The following is a 20,128-nucleotide window of genomic DNA, read 5'->3' as shown; positions in this document are numbered from 1 at the left end:
GAAATAAAGGCGGCACAGTGCCGCCTTTTTCTACTCGATGTTTTACTGCTGTGCAACCGTCACGGGTTTGGTCGCACCACGGTAATCAAACTCAAAACCAATACCTTGATCTGTTACATCCATCGTCATACCACCAACAAGCTCGCCTTGTAAGCTTTTCATAACATCATCAGGTAACGGCTCACCAGTCACGGCTGACGCACTTTCCAACACTTCCAAAATGCGTTCTGAATCGAAGTCAAAACTGAACAAGCCATTTGGAGAAAGTGGTTGTGCCATCACTTCTTTGCTCGCGTCTTCGGCATTCTCACCACTGTAGAGCGTAAAATGGTTTTCGTTTAAGCGAGCAAACACATCCATCTTCAAGCCTGTGTGCATTTCTAGCAGGTCACTGACATTAACTGGCTGGTTATCCGGCTGAATTTGTAATTGAGCAAGTTCAGGGACAAACATTTGCGCGGTTTGAATCAGCATCATTGGATCATTGGCAGATAGAGACAACATACCATCTAGCTGGCTAAATACTTCACCGTGCTGAGCATTAGTGTCAACGTGGATATCAAACATTTGCAGGCTTAATCCTTTCAGGCCGTTAACCATGCCGGAGCCCATGCTCACAGCTGCGGCTGGGTTTTGGCCACCCATCTCTTGCTGCATTTGTGTCAATAAAGAACATTGGTACTGAGGCTGAGTCAAGTCGCTCCAAATCTGACCAATCGATGGCGCTAGCGTATTAATGTCTAAACCAAGCGCCATGCTAAAGAAGCTCTTATCATTGTTCGATTCTGCCAAAACGCCACGAATCGACTTAAGCGCATCTAGAATCACTTTATTTTTCGATTCAACAACAAAAGCACCTTTAATGAATGCCTGCTCGCCTTTCAACTTGTATTCCGCAAATGCGACGGATTGAGGCCAGTTTTCTGCAACTTGAGTAATTTCAGTATGACAGGCTGGTGAGCGCATCTCCTGAATAGTCGGCTCAGGATCAATAGCATCCAGCATACTGACTTGACGCGCAAAGATATTGCCATCTTTCGTCGTCAAACCTTTAACCAATTCACGGTGATCAAAGTAACCGAAAGAGTTATTGTTTTCGCCGTATTTAGCCTGCAACGCCGCTAGGCGTCCACTCTCCGCAATGTTTTGACTTGGTGACTCAAGTCCCAATGCCATTTTAAGCGGGTTTTGAACACCCAGTTGCGGAATATCAACCGTTAACGTAAGTACGTTGTCAACCACGGCAACAACCAAGCCAATGCCATCTTGCGGGTCAACCGAATCTGTCATCTCGTAACGACGAAACTCAACTTCACCGAGTTTAACCAGCTCGTGCTTAGCACCGCTCATCTGCTCTTCGTGATCCAATGTTTTCCATAACGCGGCAGGATCTTCAATCTTCAATTTGTACACTGGTACCATACCGATTGTGTACAACACAGGATTAATGTTTTCTCCGGTACCTAAGTAGGCTTTTAACGTTTCTGGCGATGCAGCGCTCTCCAGATATCCATCAAACAAGTTAACGGCAAACTGTTGCTGTGGAGAAAGTGGTTCATCGGCAAAAAGTTCAGCAATCGAGCCTTGGTTAGCCGTGCCAAATGCATTCATGTATTTATAATGATTAAAAGGTTCCGTCTGATACGTCACCATGAGCGAATCCGCAGGAACTTGCGAAAGTAGTGATACTGAATCACTCGGGGTAGTATTGTTTTGGTACAGGTAGCCAGCGCCCCCTGCAGCTGCGACCACTGCTGTAGCCAATAGTAGTTTTTTCACGACCAACTCCGTTGTCATAGTTATGTGTTCCTAAGCGAAAGATCACGCTTAGGTTTAAAGCCTTTGAATAGCACTTTTATATCGACCGCTATCATAAACAAGTTATCGATATAATGAATGTCGGTTTGATAAATTATCCAACATTTATAAGGTAAACCGTGAAGTAAGTTGAATTGCGTGAGGATGCTATTGGCAATATTCACAATCTAATTTCTCGGATAACCACCTTACAAATCAAAATCTTCAGTTCAATAAAGCGATTTGGAGTAACTACGACCAAAAGCGCTAGGATATTAAATCTTTATTGAGTCTTTTATCTAATATCTGAAAACGCCTCACGACCTGACACTTCTTTCCAATTTGCCTCTAGCGGTCCCCGTTCGTTTTCCTTACATTCCCATTAACTCAGTGACGAGACGTATACCAGATACGAGCAGTAGAAGACGATGAAAGACCAGTTGACGATCTCTATATCAACCATCAATGGCTCCAGACATTGGTACTTCAGTAAAAGGATGCAACGCAATCTAAAAACGTTTTTATGCTTTTTTGTCATTGCTCTGGCCGCAACCGCGATCTTAATTCATCACCTGTACACTCGCGTCGATAATGCCGCGTTAAAACAAGCTGAATTGACAGAACATTCGCGCACTATGGGTGAAGAGCTCAGCACACTGAAAGCATTAAAATCCGAGCTGGAAAGTGATCTCTCAGAGCGAGAAGAGCGAGTACAACTTGTTTCGGAGCGTTTGGGAGAGTTAGAGAAAGTCCTTGGAGTTGGAGAACATACTACCACGGATAATTTGGATGCCCGACTTGATGCGGCGGCGATTACGTCGAACGTTCGCATGGTGTTGTTAAACCAAATACCAAGCGGGTCTCCGGTCGGTAAAGCGCGGCTCTCTTCTCGCTTCGGTAAGCGCATTCATCCTGTGACAAAAGTCGCTAAGATGCATCGCGGGCTCGATTTTGCCGTGAATACCGGTACTAAGGTTTATGCCCCAGCAGATGGGGTTGTGGAAGTCACCCGCCGCAGCAATAAAGGCTCTGGTAACTTCCTCAGGCTGCAACATTCTTTCGGTTTTTCGAGTTCTTATTCGCACTTGAAAAAGTTCAAAGTAAAAAGCGGTCAGTTCGTCAAAAAAGGGCAACTGATTGCAATTTCCGGCAACAGTGGGCTCTCTTCTGGCCCTCACCTTCACTACGAGGTGCGTTTTGTTGGGCGAGCACTGAATCCGAAGCCATTTGTCGATTGGAGCCTCAATGATTTCGAAGACATTTTTACTAAGGAGCGAAGAATACGATGGGAATCTTTAATCAAAACCGTGGAACAACGAGTAGCTCAGCAGCTTCAACTCTCATCGCCAAAGGCTGTGCTGTTAGCGGAGAACTCAAAGTAGAAAACGATGTCCAGATTGATGGCATCGTCGATGGTCAAATTAATGTAGAAGGCACTCTCGTCGTTGCAGAAAGCGGCCGAGTAAACGGTGAGATCTACGCTAAACAACTGATCATCAATGGCATGATGGATGGTAACTGTCACGCAGAACACATTCAAGTACTTGCCAAGGGACGTGTAAGTGGGAGGATCTGGAGTAATAACCTCAGCATCGAACCTGGTGGTAAATTCTTTGGTGAGGCGGCCGAATTACCTGAAAAAGAAGTGGTGACACTGAAAGGGAAGACTCAAGAAAACGCCAGCACGAAAGAAAACAATACCAACAATGAAAAGCGACCTGCGCGTAAATCAGCGTAAACTCTTTGGTTAAAGTGCATAAAAAAGACGGCTTTCACGCCGTCTTTTTTATTACTAGAGACACGAGCTTCGTCAGAAACTACAGTGATTATTCGGCCGGGTTTAAAATCATCACCGAGCGCTTTGCTTGCGGACCAAAAGCCGCTTTCGCATGCGCTTTCACTTCGTCTAACGTCACACTCTTAGCCGCTTTCTCAACGTCAAGCAACACATCGACGCCGTAATCATGCACTAAGTAGCGAGTATACGACCATGCGCGCTGAGCAGGGTTATCATCTAATCCTTGCATCGCTACCGCCAATTGCTTCGCTGCCGTATCCACCTCTTTTTGCGTGATGTTCGAAGCCAAGTCATCAAACATTTTGCCTAACTTGCTATCTAAAACTGCCACGTCTTCGGGCTCAACTTGAGATTCCAAGAGCCAATCAGAGATTGGTTCGCGATCTTGCGTCACGGTGTAAATATTTGGGCTGTAATCGAGACTAGACTCTTCTCGCACAATATCCAAGACACGCGCATTACTGATACGTTGCAAAATATCTTCGATAACCGTATCCCTTGCCGTACGTTGGTAATCGTTCGTGTTAGTCAAACGCATTACATACAAGGATGAAGGTTCATGACCATCCGCAACGACTGTTCGCGCCGGCACGTCGGTGTTGAACGCAACATGGTAATCAATCGAACGACTCGGTTGCATCTCGATGGAGGCCACATACTTACGCAAGAGTGGCGTAATTTCTTCCGGCTCGACATTGGCCACAATGACCATCTTAAAACCATCGTTGGTTTTGAAAAGTTGCTCATGCACCGCTAGTATCTGCTCGGAAGTCACTTGTTCAACATCATCACTGGACACTATACGATGACGACTACCCGGCAAATAAGAATTGCCGTTTGCTTTTTGAATCAGTTTTCCCATCGGTGATTCAAAAAAAGCACCGCTCTGCTGCTTAAACTCTTGCTTCGCTGCCGCCATCTGGCGCTCGTCGACTTTAATCTCCGTCGCTAGATTGTATAGTCCATTCAACGCGTAAGTTAAATGCGTTGTTGGCGCGGTAATTTGTGAACCGTGACTGGTCGCATCAAGAATCGCGCTAAGCGCAATGTTATTTTTGCGTAAGTAACTGTCTAACTCTGAACCAGAAAATGCCCCTAACCCACTGCGTATCGCCGTCGTTGCAGCGATTTCATACGCAGCATATAACGCTGGATCAACGGCGGCTTTACCACCTTGGCTCGCATAGTAAATATAAGCTCGACCACCCGCTTTGGCATCTTTTTGGAACCACACTTCGACACCGTTTGATAGCGTATAAACTTGAAAGCCACCCGCTTCCTGACGCATGCTGGTGATGGTACCTTCTTGAGTAGGCTGTAAGAATCCATCCACTTTGTCATACATCTCTAACGGTTTTTCGCCAGTTTGGAGGTAGGCACTGTATAGATCGGTAAATACATCATTGAACTGAGCTGACGTTTCACTTTTCCCCAACCCAATAACAGAGATTGGTTGCTCAGACAGCAAGGCATTCAATTGCGTGTTAATGCTCTCTAGATTCTCGTTGTTGATGAATTCAGACAAACTCTGGGCGTAACTCTCTTTTGATTGACTCACACTGCCTTGGTCAATTTGGAAAACGCGCGCTTCTGCATAACTGTTTGGCTTACGTTGGTCCCAGTCTGAATCAATATTTGCGAGCTCACCTTGCCAATTTGACATGATGCTCTCTAACTCAGATTGGGTCGCACCATAATCTCTCAGTGACGCCAACGTGCTGATGAAAGTTTGATGCATTTGTTCACGACGCTCAGGCCCAAACGAAATACCTGCCGACATCATGCGCTGGTAGTTGGAATAGTAAGGCTGGGCATAAGCATACTGAAAAGGTTCAGCGGCATCATTAAGTACACGAATCAGACGTTGTTGAATTAGCTGAGTTGCGACTTCATCACGCCACACTTGATGCTGTTGTTCAATCGTAGTGCTGCCACTTAGACCACGCTCAATCACTAAATGAAGGCTTGGTGATTCCATCGTGTTACTTGGCAAGATTCGGTTTTGGTTATTCACTCGAATATCGCGGCGCTTCTCTATTACGGTATCCGAGGTGCTTTCCCAGTTCGAGAATTTGTTTTTGATAATATTGGACAGTGAATCCACGTCGATATTACCGGTCACAACCAACTCGGCATTTTGTGGTTGGTACCACTTGTCGTAAAACGCTTTTAGCTTGCTTGATGAGGCATTTTGAATCGCTTCGCGAGTACCAATTGGGTCGTGTTCACCATACATAGTGCCTTCAATCGACGCTTGATAAGCATGCATAGAAAAGGACTTATCATCCGGGTTAGCACGTCGCCATTCACCAAGGATCACCCCTTTTTCTTTCTCTACTTGTTCAGGAGCAAACTGAAGTCCGTTTCCGATATCTCTCATCCACTTCAGGGCATCTTCCAGCTTTGTATTATTGGCAAGATCAAGTTGGTAAGAAGTTTGCTGATAAGTGGTAAAGGCGTTGATATCGGCACCAAAGCTACCACCAGATTGCTCGAAAAGTTTAACAACGTCGTTGCCGGTAAAATGCGTGCTGCCATTAAACGCCATGTGCTCAACAAAGTGAGCGTAACCTTTTTGATTGGTTTCTTCTTGGAATGAGCCGACATTCAGAACCAAACGGACCGATACTTCTTGGTCTTTTGTTGGGTAAAGATGGTATTTCATACCGTTCGATAACTGGTCGACATGCCAATTGGCGTCAGGCTGAATCGGCGTCGATTGTTGTGTCAGAGCACACCCTGACAGTAATAACGCGGGGACTAACAATATACTGCGCATAACTATTGCCCATAACAATGATTAAGCCGATCAATATAATCCTCGTTCGATGACCTTCACATTTTTAATGGATTATTTACTACTCAAACGTGACGTAAATCACCTTTTAATGAAATCAATTATCATTTACAAAAATAGACAAATCCTTACTTTACAAATAGATAAATAACACAGCTTAAAAGCCTTTTTCTTATTTGATGTAAAACTCAAAATCGCGACATGGAGTCAGTATTTATTTTGAGCAATAAAATATAATTATTGAACAGATTCGAATCTGACTTTCTGCTGCATATTCAACGGCTCGGTGAGTCCTGATGAGAATAAAAACACAACAACTATTATTCAAAGATCTATTATTCGCTTTATGTTCAAAAATCTATCATTAAAAAACAAACTGGCGATCTCTGCCAGTGCGGCCATCATTCTCGGGGGAGTGCTGGTAGAAGGGCTGTCTTTTCGAGATTCATTAAACAGACTGGATGTCGAAGTCGCGCAACGACTAGAAAGCACCAGCGCATCTTACAATCAATACGTAAAGGACTGGTTACTCTCAAAAGAGCGAGCACTGACGTCACTCTCTTCCGATTCAGAAAAGCGTTCTCTAGTTACGCACTTGAAACAAGTCCGAGACTCTGGCGCGTTCGATAACGTCTTTCTCGCTTACCCAGACGGCTCACAAGACAACGCTAATGGGGTGGTTTTACCACCAGGTAATAATGACCCTCGTAAATGGGGTTGGTACACCAACGCCATTGCCAATCCATCGAAAGTCTTTATGGATAACCCAACCGTCGCAGCGGCCACGGGGGCCAACGTCGTGTCGCTCGGTAAAGCCCTGCAACTACATGGTCAAACCGTCGTTCTGGGTGCAGATGTCGAAATTGGAGATATTTTAAACAGCCTCAACCAAGTGATCCTGCCGGGTGAAGGCTATATGTTTATTGCCAATGAACAGGGCAATATTTTCACCCATAACGACGGTAAGCTGCTGAATCAACCTGTTAGCAAGCTGGGCCTAAACAACAGCGATATTACCTCTGCCGCACGTTCCGGCACAGAGCGTCGCGTCTCGATTAACAACACCGAATATGTGGTTTACGCACGCCATATTGAGGGCACCAAACTCACAACGGTCACAGTGTTAGATCAAAACTCGTTGGTTGCCCCACTTTACGATGCTGTTTGGGATCAAATCATCGCAACCACTATCGTCGTCGTTATCTGTGTGGCTTTGTTTAACCTGCTATGTAACATATTGTTCCGTCCACTCTACAACGTTTCGAATGCGCTTGCGCAAATCGCCAACGGTAGCGGCGATCTGACTCAACGCATCAAAGTAGAAAACCGTGACGAAGTTGGTGAACTGGCTGAAAATTTCAACCAGTTCGTTGAAAGTTTGCAGCAACTTATTGGCCACATTCGTCACCAAGCGGAAGAACTGAGCCAACAATCGGAGCTGAGCACGACTCGCGCGAATCAATCGGTTTCCGATCTGAACCATCAGCAACAAGAAATCACTATGGTGGCGACCGCTGTGACTGAAATGGCATCGGCAACGCAAGAGATTGCAGCGCATGCAGAGCAGACGGCCAAAGCCGCACAAGACTCTTCAGCGAGCACACAAAATGGTCATGAACTGGTGATCAACTCCAAATCGTCCATCAACAATTTGTCTTCTGAAGTCAACCAAGCGAGCGTTGTCATCGGCGAGCTCAACCAGCACGCGCAAGACATCTCTACAGTACTATCAACGATTCGAGACATCGCAGAGCAAACCAACTTACTGGCTCTGAATGCGGCGATTGAAGCGGCACGCGCCGGTGAGCAAGGTCGCGGTTTTGCCGTTGTTGCAGACGAGGTTCGCGTGCTATCACAACGCACACACACCTCAACCGAAGAGATTCGCTCGACGATCGAGACTTTGCAACAGACCACACAACGCGCTGTGACCATCATGGATACAAGCTCTCAACTTGCCCAAGGATCAGTGGAAGATGCCGATCGCGCAGCACTGGCTCTGGATGAAATCAACGCGGCCGTTGCATTGATCAGCGATATGGCAACGCAAATCGCGACCGCAGCCGAAGAGCAAACGCACGTAACCAATGAAATCACACAAAACGTCACGTCAATTAAAGATGTGACTGATCACTTGGTGGTTGGTGCCGAAGAATCGATGAATCAATCTGCTGAGCTGAAATCACAAGCCGAGGATCTCAACTCGAAAGTAGCGACGTTTAAACTGGCTTAAACGCCACGCTAGGAACGCACTTAAAAACAACAAACCCCGCTAGCAAATGTATAACTAGCGGGGTTTATTTTTATGGCTCGACGCTTTTATTGCAGATAGCTTTCGAAAGACGTAAGACCTACACCGCCACACACATCGGCGTGCCTGAGATTGGATCGTTAAATACTCTCGCTTGTAAATCAAACACCGATGCCAACATGCTTTCTGTCAGTACCTCTTGCGGTGTTCCCTGCGTGACTAACTGACCTTTTTCCAACACCACCAAATGATCGCAGTAACGGCACGCTTGGTTTAGATCGTGCAGCACTACGACCACTGTTTTGCCTTTGTCGTTCATCTGCCTCATGAGTTTCATCAGCTCAACTTGGTGAGAGAGATCCAAGTAAGTGGTTGGCTCATCAAGCATCACTACGTCGGTATCTTGCGCCATTACCATCGCAATCCACGCCCTTTGCCTTTGACCGCCAGACAAAGATTCAACTGGCTTGTCAGCAAACTCTATCACGCCAGTATCTTGCATTGCTTGCTCGACTAAGGCTTTGTCTTGTTGACTTAACCTGCCCCAATGAGAGAGGTAAGGCGAGCGGCCATATTCGACCAGTTTTCTGACGGTAATACCTTCAGGGCTGACAAGAATTTGCGGCAGCAAAGACAACGAACGCGCCAAGCGTTTATCGCCGTAGTTGCTTAGCGGTTTATCGTCATACAACACTTCGCCAGAAGCTGGTTTATTGATGCGTACCAAGGTTTTTAATAGTGTCGACTTACCGCAACCATTTGGGCCAACAAGCGCGGTAATTTTACCTTGAGGAATCGACAAAGAGAGATCCGGAATGATGGTCTGTTTGCCGTACGCGACGGATAAATTCTGCGTTCGTAACATGCTTACCAACCTCGATAACGATACAAAAGAAAAATGAAATATGGTGCGCCAATAACAGAAGTCAGCACACCCGCTGGCAACTCAATTGGTGGCTGTAAGCCTCTCGCTAGACCATCGGCGCAAATCACCAACAGCGCGCCAAGGGTTGCAGAAGCAGGAATCAATAACTTGTGGTTGTGACCAAACAGCAAACGCGCAAGATGCGGTGCAAGCAGGCCAACAAAGCTGATCGTGCCTGCCACAGACACACTGATGCTCGCCAATAGCACGGCAGCAATCAACGCAAGAATTTGGATCTGTCTTGGTTTCGTGCCAAGTGTAGTGGCGCTTTCTTCTCCCAGTCCCATCACATCTAACCTCCATGCCAACCAAAACGCCAATGGCAGTAGCAGCAATAGAGCACTCCAAATAAACGGCACTTGTTGCCAGTTTCGTCCCCACAAACTGCCGGTTAGCCATACCATCGCCGTGTTGATTTCGATAGGGTGCACAATCAGAAGAAAATCGATACCGCTGGCTAAAAATGCGCTGACAGCAACACCAATCAGCGCCAAACGTGCTGGTGTTGGTTTCGACCAGTAAGCCAGCACAGCAATAAAGCCAGCAGCAAGCAAGCCTCCCGCCATGGCGACCATCGGCAACATTGCCACTGGCGCATTCGGATACAGCACCAAACAAGCGGTAGCCGCCAGTCCTGCTCCGGCGCTTATCCCCATTAAATCTGGTGAGGCAAGTGGATTACGGATGACGCCTTGAACTAAAACGCCTGACAGCCCCAACCCAGCGCCCACGCCAATGGCGAGCAACATTCTCGGTAATCGATATTGGTGAATCACAAAGTCCGAGCCAGAGAAAGAAAACAGTAATGCAAAAACCTGTTGAGCCGACATGTTCGCCGCGCCAACAAACAGCGTGAGAGAAGCCGCAATCAGCAACAATCCAACTAATGCAAACAGTTTGGTTTGATTCATCATGATGATTTCCTCATTGCAATCGCGATAAAGCAAGGTGTGCCCAACAGCGCGGTAATCACGCCCACTGGCGTTTCAGCCGGAAAGGCAATCGCTCGTGATAAAACATCTGACCACGTCACCAATGCCGCGCCACACAAGGCGGAAACCGGAATGAGAATGTGATAGTTGTGACCAACAATCGGGCGTACCAAGTGCGGCACTAACAACCCGACAAAGCCAATTGGCCCAGCAATCGCTACGCTAGTTCCTGCCAACAGCATAACCGCTAAACCACTGATAAATCGCGTAAGACGAATGTTACCACCTAGCCCAACAGCAACTTCGTCCCCCAACGCGAGTAAATTTAAGTTTCGCGCTAAGCCCATGGCGAGCACCAAACCTAAAGTCGCAAAAGGCCACAGTTGCTGCCACTGCTCAGAATCTACCGCAGAGAGTGAACCCGTTAACCAATGCAACACGCTGTAAGCCATGTCATCCGCCAAAATTACCGACGCACGAGTTAACCCTATCAGCAGTGCACTGATGGCAATGCCCGCTAGCACTAAACGCAATGGGTGAGAACGCGCGGAGAAAAAACCGCCCAACAACATGACCGCACCACCACTTAGTAGCGCGCCGAGTACTGCGTTGATGATTGGGTTCAATTGACTAAAGAATGGTACGCCGATGGACGCCAAGGCCATAAAACACGCCGCACCGGCATTAATGCCGAGAATGGATGGCGACGCCAAAGGGTTACGAGTTAATCCTTGCATCAGCACTCCGGATACCGCAAGCGAAGCACCAATCAATAACCCAGCATGGGCACGAGGCGCACGCAGCGTCGCGAGGATTTGATGCAGCATATTGCCCTCATCAAACGCAAACCAATAGCTTGTCAGATCATTAACGCTCAAAGAAAAGTTGGACCAGCCAATCATTGAGGCTGCATAGCCTGACAGCGTACACAACGCCATAGCACAGACAAACAAGCTCGCTTTCCAATGCGATTTGCTAACCGAAGACGGGCTTTCTGAGATTATCGACGCACTCATGAGCGCCCCAATAACGCTTCAAGGTTGCGGGCAATTTCTTCCGCCGCCAACATGCCGCGATTTAATGACCACAATTCCGGAGAGACTTCTACCAGTTGCTGCTTTTTCGCCGCAGTTAGCAACTTAAATAATGGATTTTTGCGCCATTCATCCACGACATTTGGTTGAGAGTAAAGTCCAACTAGTAACCAATCAGGGTTGGTTTTTAGTAAAAGTTCGAAGCTGGTTGGGATATACGCATTTTGCTCAGATGGAGCCAGAGGGCTTTGGATGCCTAGAGTGCTCAAAACGCCACCAGCGTAAGAAACCGGACTATGCAGCCACATCCCTTTATCGGAAACCACACCAAACTGTATGGTTTCTTGTGTTGCAAAATGCTGTTTGAACTCCGCCATTGTCTGTTTGTGCTGCTCAATTCGTTGTGTCATTTTCGCATGTTTGCCAATTGCCACGCCGATTTTGTGTGCGGATTCGAGATTTTCTTGATATGTCTCACCACGGCTTTTTAACAGCAAAGTTGGCGCAATTCGCTGCAAATCTTGATAAATCGCGCGATGACGTTCTGCATCAGCAATGATCAAATCCGGCTTGAGCACCGCAATCGCCTCTAAACTCGGTTGCGAGCGCATGCCGACCGATTGCCAAGGCTCAACCTTGGCACGAACAGCAGGAATGACTCGTGTGGCATCGTTGTCATCGGCGACGCCTACCGGTGATACATCGACTGCCGCTAATGCATCGACAAACGAAAATTCTAAAACCACAATACGTTGAGGTATCGCTTCTAGCTCAAAAGTGCCTTGCTCATCTTGCACGCTGCGCACCTGAGAAAATGCGCTAAATGACATCAAAGCTGAGCTCAGTAGCATCAGCAAAACGGTTGAAAAGTGTTTGATCGTAAATTGTTTTTTATTTTTCATCTTGCTTTTTTCCAGTGCTAAGAGTTTTCCAGTACCTAAGATCGGCAAAGTCGCCAAGGTAAATTGGCGACTTTTCTTTTCAAACTCGGTGAACGAAACGCTTAAAACTGATAGTTCAGATCCAGTGTGTAAGAGCGTCCCGGAGCTGGGTACCGACCAACTGGGCTTGTATCAATCCCGCGGAAGTAATACTCCTCGTCAAACAAGTTGTTCACCGCAACATTCATGCGTAACTTGCCTTTGTCGTCTTTGTATAAATCCGTCCCCAAGTTGAAATTCCACACCATGTAAGATGGTACTTTACCCGTTGCGCCTGTTGCATCTTCGGCACTGGTGTTGGCGTTATCGGTATACGATTCACTGAAGTAGAAGCCCGATAGCGTGGTGTCCATGCCGTAAAATGCGTAGGTTGCATCCCAACCAAGCTGATGCTTAGAGGTGTAAGGCAGTTGATTACCTTTATTCGCGCCTTCTTCTTCAAGCGTAGCGTCTAGATAGTTGTAGCTTGCGCCTAAACTCAGTGCAGGTAGTGCTTCAGGCACGTAACGAGCAGAAAGCTCTATGCCTTGGTGAAGTGTTTTTCCGATGTTATCGAAGGTCTGCGTTGAGCTTTGCCATTGCAATTGATCTTCAAAGTCGATGCGATAAAGTGCAGCGTTAAAGCTGGTCGCATCTTGGGTGTAACGCGCGCCGACTTCGTAGTTCCAAGCCAGTTCGCTACCTTCTTCACCCAAACCTCGGATGTAGGCAATTTGTGGCGCACGAAGTGATTTTTGCGCGTTCGCATACGTCACCCACTGGTCAGTTAAGTTGTATGCCACCGTCAAACCTGGCAACCATTCCGTCACGGTGTTGTCTGCCGTTTGTTTTTTACCACGATCGGTAAACGTCATGCGAACCGACTCAACACGCAACCCAGGCGTTACCTTCAATGTATCATTGAACAAACCAATTTCGTTGCTAACGTATCCAGCAAACGCGTCCGTATCTAGATGCCAATCACGCGGAACGCTGGTTGCACCACCGGCGATTGGAGTCTGAGTGAGTTTGTAGTCAATGTCTTCATTAACATAACGGGTACCCACGATCCAGTTTTGAGTAACGGATTTACCTTCGCCAAAGTACATCGCCATTTTTGGCTCTATACTATACACGGTAAATTCACGTGGAGAGGTACGAACGTCCGTCGCTGGCAGAGCCGGATCCGCCCAATGGCCACCCGCGCTGTTAAAGCCCCACTTGAAAAGACGCTCTGACTTATGGCCAAACGTTAGCACTTCTAGCTCGGCACTGTCGGCAAATGGCAAATCGTGAATGTACTTAACACTCCAGCGCGTCGACTTACCTTCATAATCATCGTAAGGACGTTTCGATTGATGACGATCTTGCTCGTAATCTTGTGGCGAAAGTGCGCCCGGCATTTGCGTTTCAGCATCGTAACGTTGCAGGAATGCTTGAATCTCTTGAGCATCACTCAGTAGCCACTGTGCTTTAGCTTGAAAGTTCTTCACGTCCGTATCGGAATGTTCACGGAAGCTTTCGCCTTTTAGGAAGTTACCTTCCAACTGCAGCGCGAATGTGTCGCTTAACCAGCCACCTGTGCGTAGGTAAAAATCATTCAGCGGCGCATCACCACCGTCAAACACGGTAAGGCGGTTGCTAATTTCAGTTTGCCAAGTGTGTGGAATCGGTTTGGTCACTAGGTTGATCACACCACCGACGTTGTTTGGACCGTACTGCACTGCGGCACCGCCGCGTACAATGTCAATACGATCAAGCATTGACAGTGTTGCAGGAAAGATAGACTGACCAGTATGACCGTATGGCGCGAGCGTTAGCGGCACACCATCCATCAAGAACTGAGCATGACCACTACGGCTTGCTTTCAAACCACGTACGGAAATGTTAGGCAATACGCCCGTTCCGCTTTCATCCTGAACTTTAATACCCGGCACGCGCTGTAGCGCATTATCAATCGAACCCGCTGCGGTTTTCTCAATTTGATCACGGGTAATGACGGTTCGAGCACCAGGGTACTCTTTGACGTCTTCAATGTCAGAGTTGCCAATCACGCTGCCAGTGACAACAACCGTTTCCATCACGGTGGTTTCGTTTTTTGCGGCAGGAGCGGCAACTGCGCTCATGGAGGTGGCAGAAGCGATAGCAATCGCGAGCACACTGTAAGTGGTAGACAAACCAGCACGTACACGCACTTTACCATCCAAATTCTGGTAAGACATTAAGATCTCCTTTGCGAGAAATTGAGCCTCGGGCAGAATACATCCCGTAGGCTCTCGGGGCTAAACATCCTCAATATGAGGTAAAAATTGGCTAACAGGCGCTAACTACGCACAGCAAGCCTAGAACTGATATCCATAGCTGAGCATGAACTCGGCTGGTGCGCCGTAGCCAATCTGGTTTAAGCCAGACGTGCCGTTTGTTGCGCCAAGAATGTATTTCTCATCCAAAATGTTGTAAGCGTTCGCTTGGATTTTGTGACGACCAGTGGTGTACGCCGCCATCAAATCCACCGTTGTGTAATCGCCAAGTGCGACTGCTTCGTCGTTACCTGCGTAACGATCGCCCACGTACTTCACACCACCGCCTAAACGCCAGTTGTCATCCAATTGGTAAGTGCTCCAAAGAGAGAACAAGTGGTCTGATACATCGTTCGGCTTTTTGCCTGTGGCTTTGTCTTCCGCATCCAAATAGCTGTAACCCACAGAGATGTCCCACTGTTTGGTGATTTGACCGCGAGCCTCTAGCTCAATGCCTTGGTGACGTACTTCAATTTTGTCGATGACATCGCCGTCTACGTTGGTTTGTGGCTGCTCTTGGTCGATCTGGAACAGTGCCGCATTCAACATTAATGCGTTATCCAGCAGGTACGCTTTCGCCCCCACTTCTTTTAGGTCTGTATGGAAGAATTCCGCCAACTTTGGATTGATGTAGATGCCTGCGTACGGCAACTGCCAAGAGCGCGCTAAACTGGCGTAAACGGAGGTGTCGTAATTGATGCGGTATACCAAACCAGCACGGTAGCTGACTTTGTCATCATCCAACTTTTCCTTATCTGAGCCCGCTTTTTGTTGTTCGAGCTCCATCGAGTCGTAACGCACGTTACCGATCAAAGAAAGGTCGCCCCACGTATAGACGTCTTGCACATACAAACCTGTCGTGGTGGTGGTATTGTCACGAAATGGCTTAAAGCCCGGATCAGTCGTTGGACCAACGACTGGGTCGTAGATATTTTGCGGAGGAAGCGTTTTGTCACTTGCCAACGTTAGGTCGATATCGATCTGGTTGAAATCTGCACCCACCATCAATTGATTGTCCCTGGTTTCCCAAACCAACTCAGATTGTAAAGTGGTCGTAGTACGCGGATCGTAACCAAAGTTGTTGACGGTTTGAGACACTTCATTACCCGTCACTTTGCCCTGACGCGTGCCTTTTTGCTCAAGTTCTATATGGTTGAACGCCGCTCGGTTGTTCCATACCCATTGATCATTCAGACGCCATTCGTAATCCACCGCAATACGGAGACTGTCTGACTCCTGATAGTCGTTTGTGCCGCCAAAGTAAGTGCTTACTGGCAAATCAACTGGCTTGCCATTTTTTGATGGCACACCACGATATGGCACTAGTTCTTGATGGGCGTATTCCACGTCAATATCAATGGTGTGACCATCCGCTGGTAACACACGAATGGTCGGTGCAATGAAGAAATCGTTTGAATCAACATGATCAACGTACGAGTCGGCTTGACGGTATTCCAAGTTAATACGCCCGTTGACCTTATCTGAAAACGCCATTGAGCTGTCGACCTGACCAACATACTGGTTGTTGCTACCTACACTGCCGTTTACGTGAGTAAAATTCTCACCGTTAGCGCGTTTTGTCACCAAGTTGATGATGCCCCCAGCCGAACCGCGGCCATACAAAGCACCCGCAGGGCCTTTCACAATTTCAACGCGTTCAACGTTCGCTAAGCTGCGGTAAGACTGCAACGTACCGTCATCTCGCAAGCCATCACGGTACATATCGTTGAGTGAATCAAAACCACGGATCATGAACTGATCGCGGCTGCCTTCGCCCAAGGTGTTATTGACCCCGGCTACCCCATCTAGCGCATCCACTAAACGCACCGCGCCTCGGTCTTGCATTTCTGTTTTCGTTACTACAGATACCGCTTGTGGCACATCAAGCCATTCCACATCGGTTTTGGTGCCTGATTGAGGCATGTGTTCAGCATAACCTTCGTACTGATGACCGAAGACTTGAATCGTTTCAGTTGCTGATGAGGTTGAGTTCGTCTCTTCTGAAGCCACTGCGCTTGGTGCTACTAGTGAAGAACCAATCGCGACCGCCAAGGGGGTCAGGGTCAATAATTTATTCATTCCATAATTCCGTTTAGTTGTTATAAAGCCAACGGATGGAAATAAGAACAAATATTATTTCTATTTGCAATATTAATTTTATGCTCTATATTTATTTACCCTAAAAACACAACTAACAACAAAAAAACCAAACATAATAACAATAAACACTAAAACTTCTGCCCTCCGTCTCGCGAGAGGCACATTGGAAGACGACCGTGAGCGACTTTATCAACGTTAGAAGAAAATGTTAGAAAATTAGGAAAGCTCATGAAATCTACGATGATTATCGTAAGTCATGTCGTTAACGATGCAGTCACTCACGGCTTCGTGCCTGCAGCTAAAGCGATGGACCTTCACGTCGTTCTTATCACCGACCATAAGCTCAGCCATTTAGAGCTGGCGAGTCGTGATAGTCACTTTAATCCGGATACCATTCTAGAATGTGATGTCTTCAACCCATTAGAACTCATCGAAACCATCACGGAGCATGAATTAAAGCCAGACGCTATTTTCAGCAATAGTGATCACTTACAAACTTCCACCGCCATCTGCGCGCAATTTTTTGGCCTCCCATCCAAAGATTGGTCTGTCACGTTAAAAGCCAAAAACAAACACTTAACTCGACAAGTGTTAAATGAAAAAGCCCTACCCAACACACAAAGCTGTTTGCTGCACCGCCATTCGAATGTGGCATTAGGCATGGCCTTTCCTGTCGTGGCAAAACCCAAAGAAGGCGTGGCAAGTTTAGATGTGCAGCGCTGTGACTCCCAAAGCGAGCTCGACGCATACTGCGATGCGTTTTGGCAAAAACACCCAAACGCCGCCATTCTGGTGGAGCAATTCCTTCAAGGGCCGTTGGTTACGCTAGAAACTTTAGGAGATGGTGAGCGCCTTATCGCCGTGGGCGGTTTTGATGTGTCGCTCTCTGAGCCGCCTTACTTTATCGAAACGGCCGCAGACTGGAACGGACCAAACGGCATTGCTCACCGAGAAGCTTGCGTGGCTCACCTGAAAGCGTTTGGCGTTGGTTTTGGTGTTTGCCACAGCGAATTTATTATCACTGAAAACGGCCCAGTTCTGGTGGAAATCAACTATCGCAGCATTGGGGATGGCCGCGAATTCTTACTCAACAATCTCGCTCACTTCGGCTGGTTTAGCACGATTTTGGGTCTGCATCTGGGTCGAAGATTGGACGGCGATTACCAAATTCATGGGTCAGCGCACGTGCACTACGTAGTTGCGGAACACAGTGGTGTGATCGACGGAGGTTCGACGTCGTTCATCCAACACGATGACGATATCATCACCCAGCAACAGGTACTAAAAACCGCTGGAGAACACTTCCAACAGAGTTATTCCAATAAGGATTATCTCGCCCGAATTTCGATTGTCTCACCATCAGGGCGAAACCTCGACCAAGCGCTGCAGAACGCGCTTAGCAATTTCGATCTCGCTCCGACTCGTGAGGTGGCAGCATGAACGACAACGCTTTGTATCTAACGCAACGATTGATCGACACTTGCTTACGCGAAGACATGTTTGGCATTTTGTCGAAAGCCAAGTTCAGTAGCGACGCGCCAAAAGGAGTAATTGTTCCTCAAGGCGAGCAAGTCTGGCTGATATTTGCCAACTCTGATTTCACGTTGTATTTACCTGTTGCGCCAACGTATTACATGCAGCACTGGCGCTACGGTCATGCCAATGACGAAACACCACAAGGTTGGTGGGTGGAGAAAAATGGCCAAGTCGAGCATCAGCAGCATTATCAAGAGTGGATTGCGCTACTAACGACACTGGCGCATGAGAGCTCTCACGAATTGTTGGCGGGGTATCTTCAAGAACTGGAATGCGCAGAGAAACACAAAGCACTGTGTGACCAAGCGTTTCATCATCACGCAGACCACATTTCTCAACCAATATCCGAGCTTGGTTCTTGGCATCAAAAACTGCTGCTTGCCGACCAGATCGCTTCTTACCTTGACCACCCGTACTATCCAACTGCGCGGGCGAAGTTTGGTCTGAGCGATGAAGACCTTGCTAAGTACGCGCCCGAGTTCGCACAAAGCTTTGCTCTGCATTGGATTGCGATTGAAAAATCACTGGTGACATTAACCAGCGGACAACCTGATTGCTGGCCAACAATGGAGCAAGTCGGGCTTCCTGCTGATTTTGCACTGAGCCACGTACTGTTCCCTGCGCATCCGCTCACCCTTCGCTCTTTAGAAGCCTTACCCGACGGCATGATAGAAGCGCCGTTTACGTACCTAGACGTGACGCCAACGCTTTCCGTTCGTACTGTGGTAGTCAACGACGCGCCGCACATTCACATCAAAGTTCCGCTGATCATGCGATCGCTAGGCACGAAAAACATTCGCTTAATCAAGCCTTCAACACTGTATGACGGCCACTGGTTTGAACGTCTACTCAGCCACCTTGAACAAACGGACGCCGACTTAAACAGTCGCTTGTTCCATTGCAACGAAAAACACGGTGGACACGTCGGCGAGGATAAAACGTTCGCGTACATCGTACGTGAGTACCCACTTACTCATTGCGAAGACAAAGCGTTAGTTCCGGTTGCAGCACTGGCAAGCCCAATGCCTGACGACCGCTTGTTCTTAGAACACTTAGCAGAGCAGTACTATCAACAAGATACGCTGGCGTGGTTCCAAGATTACGTCGACCTTCTTTGCCAAGTGCACCTCACCTTGTGGCTTCGTTATGGCATCGCATTGGAGTCCAACCAGCAAAACGCCATCGTTGCATTTGATCAACAGGGCAAAATGACGCTCGCGATGAAAGACAACGACGCGGCGCGAATTTGGCCAGAGCGCTTCCACTTTGCAACAGAGCATGCCGCCCAAAAACAGGGCGCAGGAACAATTCCAGTGGATTGCGATGAACTGCTCGACCAACGCATCAAAGTCGACAATGAATTGGCGCTCGGTCAGATGTTTACCACCATCACATTACAACTGGATATCGCAGCGATTGTAGAAGCCATGGCTACAAAGGGCATTGCCTCTTCAGCATCGCTTTACGCCATCGTGGCCAAAAGCATTGCTGAGCAACTCAACCGATTGGAAGGCGAAGGGTTAGAAACAAAACTGGCACGCGAGTTACTGCAAGAGGCGCCTGATTTGTACGCCAAGTACTTGTTGAGCTCTGGCAGTTTGCTCTCGAAAGAAGCCTCCGGCGCGAGTGACATCAATAAGTTCTATGGTTTGTCGGCCCCGAACTTCTTACTGCTTTCTAGCGAAGAAGCGCAGCGCGCCTACTTAGAAGCCATCAAAAAAAGCGTACGTTAAACGAT

General features: G+C 47.7%; 13 protein-coding genes. 5 read left to right on the top strand and 8 right to left on the bottom strand.

What is annotated here, in order from left to right:
- Positions 1 to 42: 42 nt before the first annotated feature.
- Positions 43 to 1,797 (bottom strand): hypothetical protein, encoded by a 1,755-nt coding sequence (locus J8Z23_RS21810; protein WP_434635380.1) that lies wholly within the window; start codon positions 1,795 to 1,797, stop codon positions 43 to 45.
- A 428-nt stretch (positions 1,798 to 2,225) separates the two neighbouring features.
- Here J8Z23_RS21810 and J8Z23_RS21805 point away from each other — a divergent pair, with 428 nt between their 5' ends.
- Positions 2,226 to 3,179: a M23 family metallopeptidase gene (locus J8Z23_RS21805; protein WP_005395595.1), complete on the top strand. Its 954-nt coding sequence runs from the start codon at positions 2,226 to 2,228 to the stop codon at positions 3,177 to 3,179.
- Complete coding sequence (locus tag J8Z23_RS21800; protein WP_074190324.1) at positions 3,083 to 3,535, top strand: bactofilin family protein; 453 nt, start codon at positions 3,083 to 3,085, stop codon at positions 3,533 to 3,535. The genes J8Z23_RS21805 and J8Z23_RS21800 overlap by 97 nt, the downstream gene beginning before the upstream one ends.
- 88 nt (positions 3,536 to 3,623) lie before the next feature.
- Here the strand turns inward: J8Z23_RS21800 and J8Z23_RS21795 are convergent, their stop codons facing one another.
- Entirely contained in the window at positions 3,624 to 6,374 is a 2,751-nt protein-coding gene (locus J8Z23_RS21795; protein WP_434635379.1) for a M16 family metallopeptidase, read from the bottom strand.
- 364 nt (positions 6,375 to 6,738) lie between these two features.
- Between J8Z23_RS21795 and J8Z23_RS21790 the strand changes: the two genes are divergently transcribed.
- Positions 6,739 to 8,625 carry a methyl-accepting chemotaxis protein gene (locus J8Z23_RS21790; RefSeq protein ID WP_053808230.1) on the top strand — a complete coding sequence of 629 codons (1,887 nt, stop codon included), beginning with the start codon at positions 6,739 to 6,741 and terminating at the stop codon, positions 8,623 to 8,625.
- Between the two features lie 118 nt (positions 8,626 to 8,743).
- Here the strand turns inward: J8Z23_RS21790 and fecE are convergent, their stop codons facing one another.
- The 6 genes from fecE to J8Z23_RS21760 form a co-directional block, all read right to left on the bottom strand.
- Positions 8,744 to 9,508, bottom strand: a complete 765-nt coding sequence (gene fecE / locus J8Z23_RS21785; protein ID WP_025443091.1) for a Fe(3+) dicitrate ABC transporter ATP-binding protein FecE — start codon at positions 9,506 to 9,508, stop codon at positions 8,744 to 8,746.
- 2 nt (positions 9,509 to 9,510) lie between these two features.
- Positions 9,511 to 10,482, bottom strand: coding sequence for a FecCD family ABC transporter permease (locus J8Z23_RS21780; protein WP_150917453.1), 972 nt, complete (start codon positions 10,480 to 10,482; stop codon positions 9,511 to 9,513).
- Positions 10,479 to 11,438, bottom strand: coding sequence for a FecCD family ABC transporter permease (locus tag J8Z23_RS21775; protein WP_434635843.1), 960 nt, complete (start codon positions 11,436 to 11,438; stop codon positions 10,479 to 10,481). Before J8Z23_RS21775 ends, J8Z23_RS21780 begins: the two co-directional genes overlap by 4 nt.
- Positions 11,439 to 11,512: 74 nt before the next feature.
- Positions 11,513 to 12,436, bottom strand: a complete 924-nt coding sequence (locus J8Z23_RS21770; RefSeq protein ID WP_434635378.1) for a Fe(3+) dicitrate ABC transporter substrate-binding protein FecB — start codon at positions 12,434 to 12,436, stop codon at positions 11,513 to 11,515.
- Between the two features lie 101 nt (positions 12,437 to 12,537).
- Positions 12,538 to 14,676 (bottom strand): TonB-dependent siderophore vibrioferrin receptor PvuA, encoded by a 2,139-nt coding sequence (gene pvuA / locus J8Z23_RS21765; protein WP_434635377.1) that lies wholly within the window; start codon positions 14,674 to 14,676, stop codon positions 12,538 to 12,540.
- 120 nt (positions 14,677 to 14,796) lie between these two features.
- Positions 14,797 to 16,833 carry a TonB-dependent receptor gene (locus tag J8Z23_RS21760; RefSeq protein WP_301658935.1) on the bottom strand — a complete coding sequence of 679 codons (2,037 nt, stop codon included), beginning with the start codon at positions 16,831 to 16,833 and terminating at the stop codon, positions 14,797 to 14,799.
- Between the two features lie 249 nt (positions 16,834 to 17,082).
- Between J8Z23_RS21760 and J8Z23_RS21755 the strand changes: the two genes are divergently transcribed.
- A complete protein-coding gene (locus J8Z23_RS21755) occupies positions 17,083 to 18,294 on the top strand; it encodes an ATP-grasp domain-containing protein (RefSeq protein WP_301658936.1) in 1,212 nt (403 codons plus the stop codon).
- Positions 18,291 to 20,123, top strand: a complete 1,833-nt coding sequence (locus J8Z23_RS21750) for an IucA/IucC family protein (RefSeq protein WP_301658937.1) — start codon at positions 18,291 to 18,293, stop codon at positions 20,121 to 20,123. Before J8Z23_RS21755 ends, J8Z23_RS21750 begins: the two co-directional genes overlap by 4 nt.
- The last annotated feature ends 5 nt before the right edge of the window (positions 20,124 to 20,128 follow it).

This window comes from Vibrio sp. SCSIO 43086 (assembly GCF_051132235.1).
In the GTDB taxonomy this organism is placed as follows: Bacteria; Pseudomonadota; Gammaproteobacteria; order Enterobacterales; family Vibrionaceae; genus Vibrio; species Vibrio diabolicus.
This window is presented reverse-complemented; position numbering and strand designations above follow the sequence as displayed.

Bases quoted from the DNA above. Each gene is read 5' to 3' on its own strand.
- J8Z23_RS21760 (WP_301658935.1), bottom strand. From the start codon at position 16,833: ATGAATAAATTATTGACCCTGACCCCCTTGGCGGTCGCGATTGGTTCT.
- J8Z23_RS21805 (WP_005395595.1), top strand. From the start codon at position 2,226: ATGAAAGACCAGTTGACGATCTCTATATCAACCATCAATGGCTCCAGA.
- J8Z23_RS21800 (WP_074190324.1), top strand. From the start codon at position 3,083: ATGGGAATCTTTAATCAAAACCGTGGAACAACGAGTAGCTCAGCAGCT.
- J8Z23_RS21775 (WP_434635843.1), bottom strand. From the start codon at position 11,438: ATGGCGTTGTGTACGCTGTCAGGCTATGCAGCCTCAATGATTGGCTGG.
- J8Z23_RS21750 (WP_301658937.1), top strand. From the start codon at position 18,291: ATGAACGACAACGCTTTGTATCTAACGCAACGATTGATCGACACTTGC.
- J8Z23_RS21755 (WP_301658936.1), top strand. From the start codon at position 17,083: ATGAAATCTACGATGATTATCGTAAGTCATGTCGTTAACGATGCAGTC.
- J8Z23_RS21810 (WP_434635380.1), bottom strand. From the start codon at position 1,797: ATGACAACGGAGTTGGTCGTGAAAAAACTACTATTGGCTACAGCAGTG.
- J8Z23_RS21790 (WP_053808230.1), top strand. From the start codon at position 6,739: ATGTTCAAAAATCTATCATTAAAAAACAAACTGGCGATCTCTGCCAGT.
- fecE (WP_025443091.1), bottom strand. From the start codon at position 9,508: ATGTTACGAACGCAGAATTTATCCGTCGCGTACGGCAAACAGACCATC.
- J8Z23_RS21770 (WP_434635378.1), bottom strand. From the start codon at position 12,436: ATGAAAAATAAAAAACAATTTACGATCAAACACTTTTCAACCGTTTTG.
- pvuA (WP_434635377.1), bottom strand. From the start codon at position 14,676: ATGTCTTACCAGAATTTGGATGGTAAAGTGCGTGTACGTGCTGGTTTG.
- J8Z23_RS21795 (WP_434635379.1), bottom strand. From the start codon at position 6,374: ATGCGCAGTATATTGTTAGTCCCCGCGTTATTACTGTCAGGGTGTGCT.
- J8Z23_RS21780 (WP_150917453.1), bottom strand. From the start codon at position 10,482: ATGATGAATCAAACCAAACTGTTTGCATTAGTTGGATTGTTGCTGATT.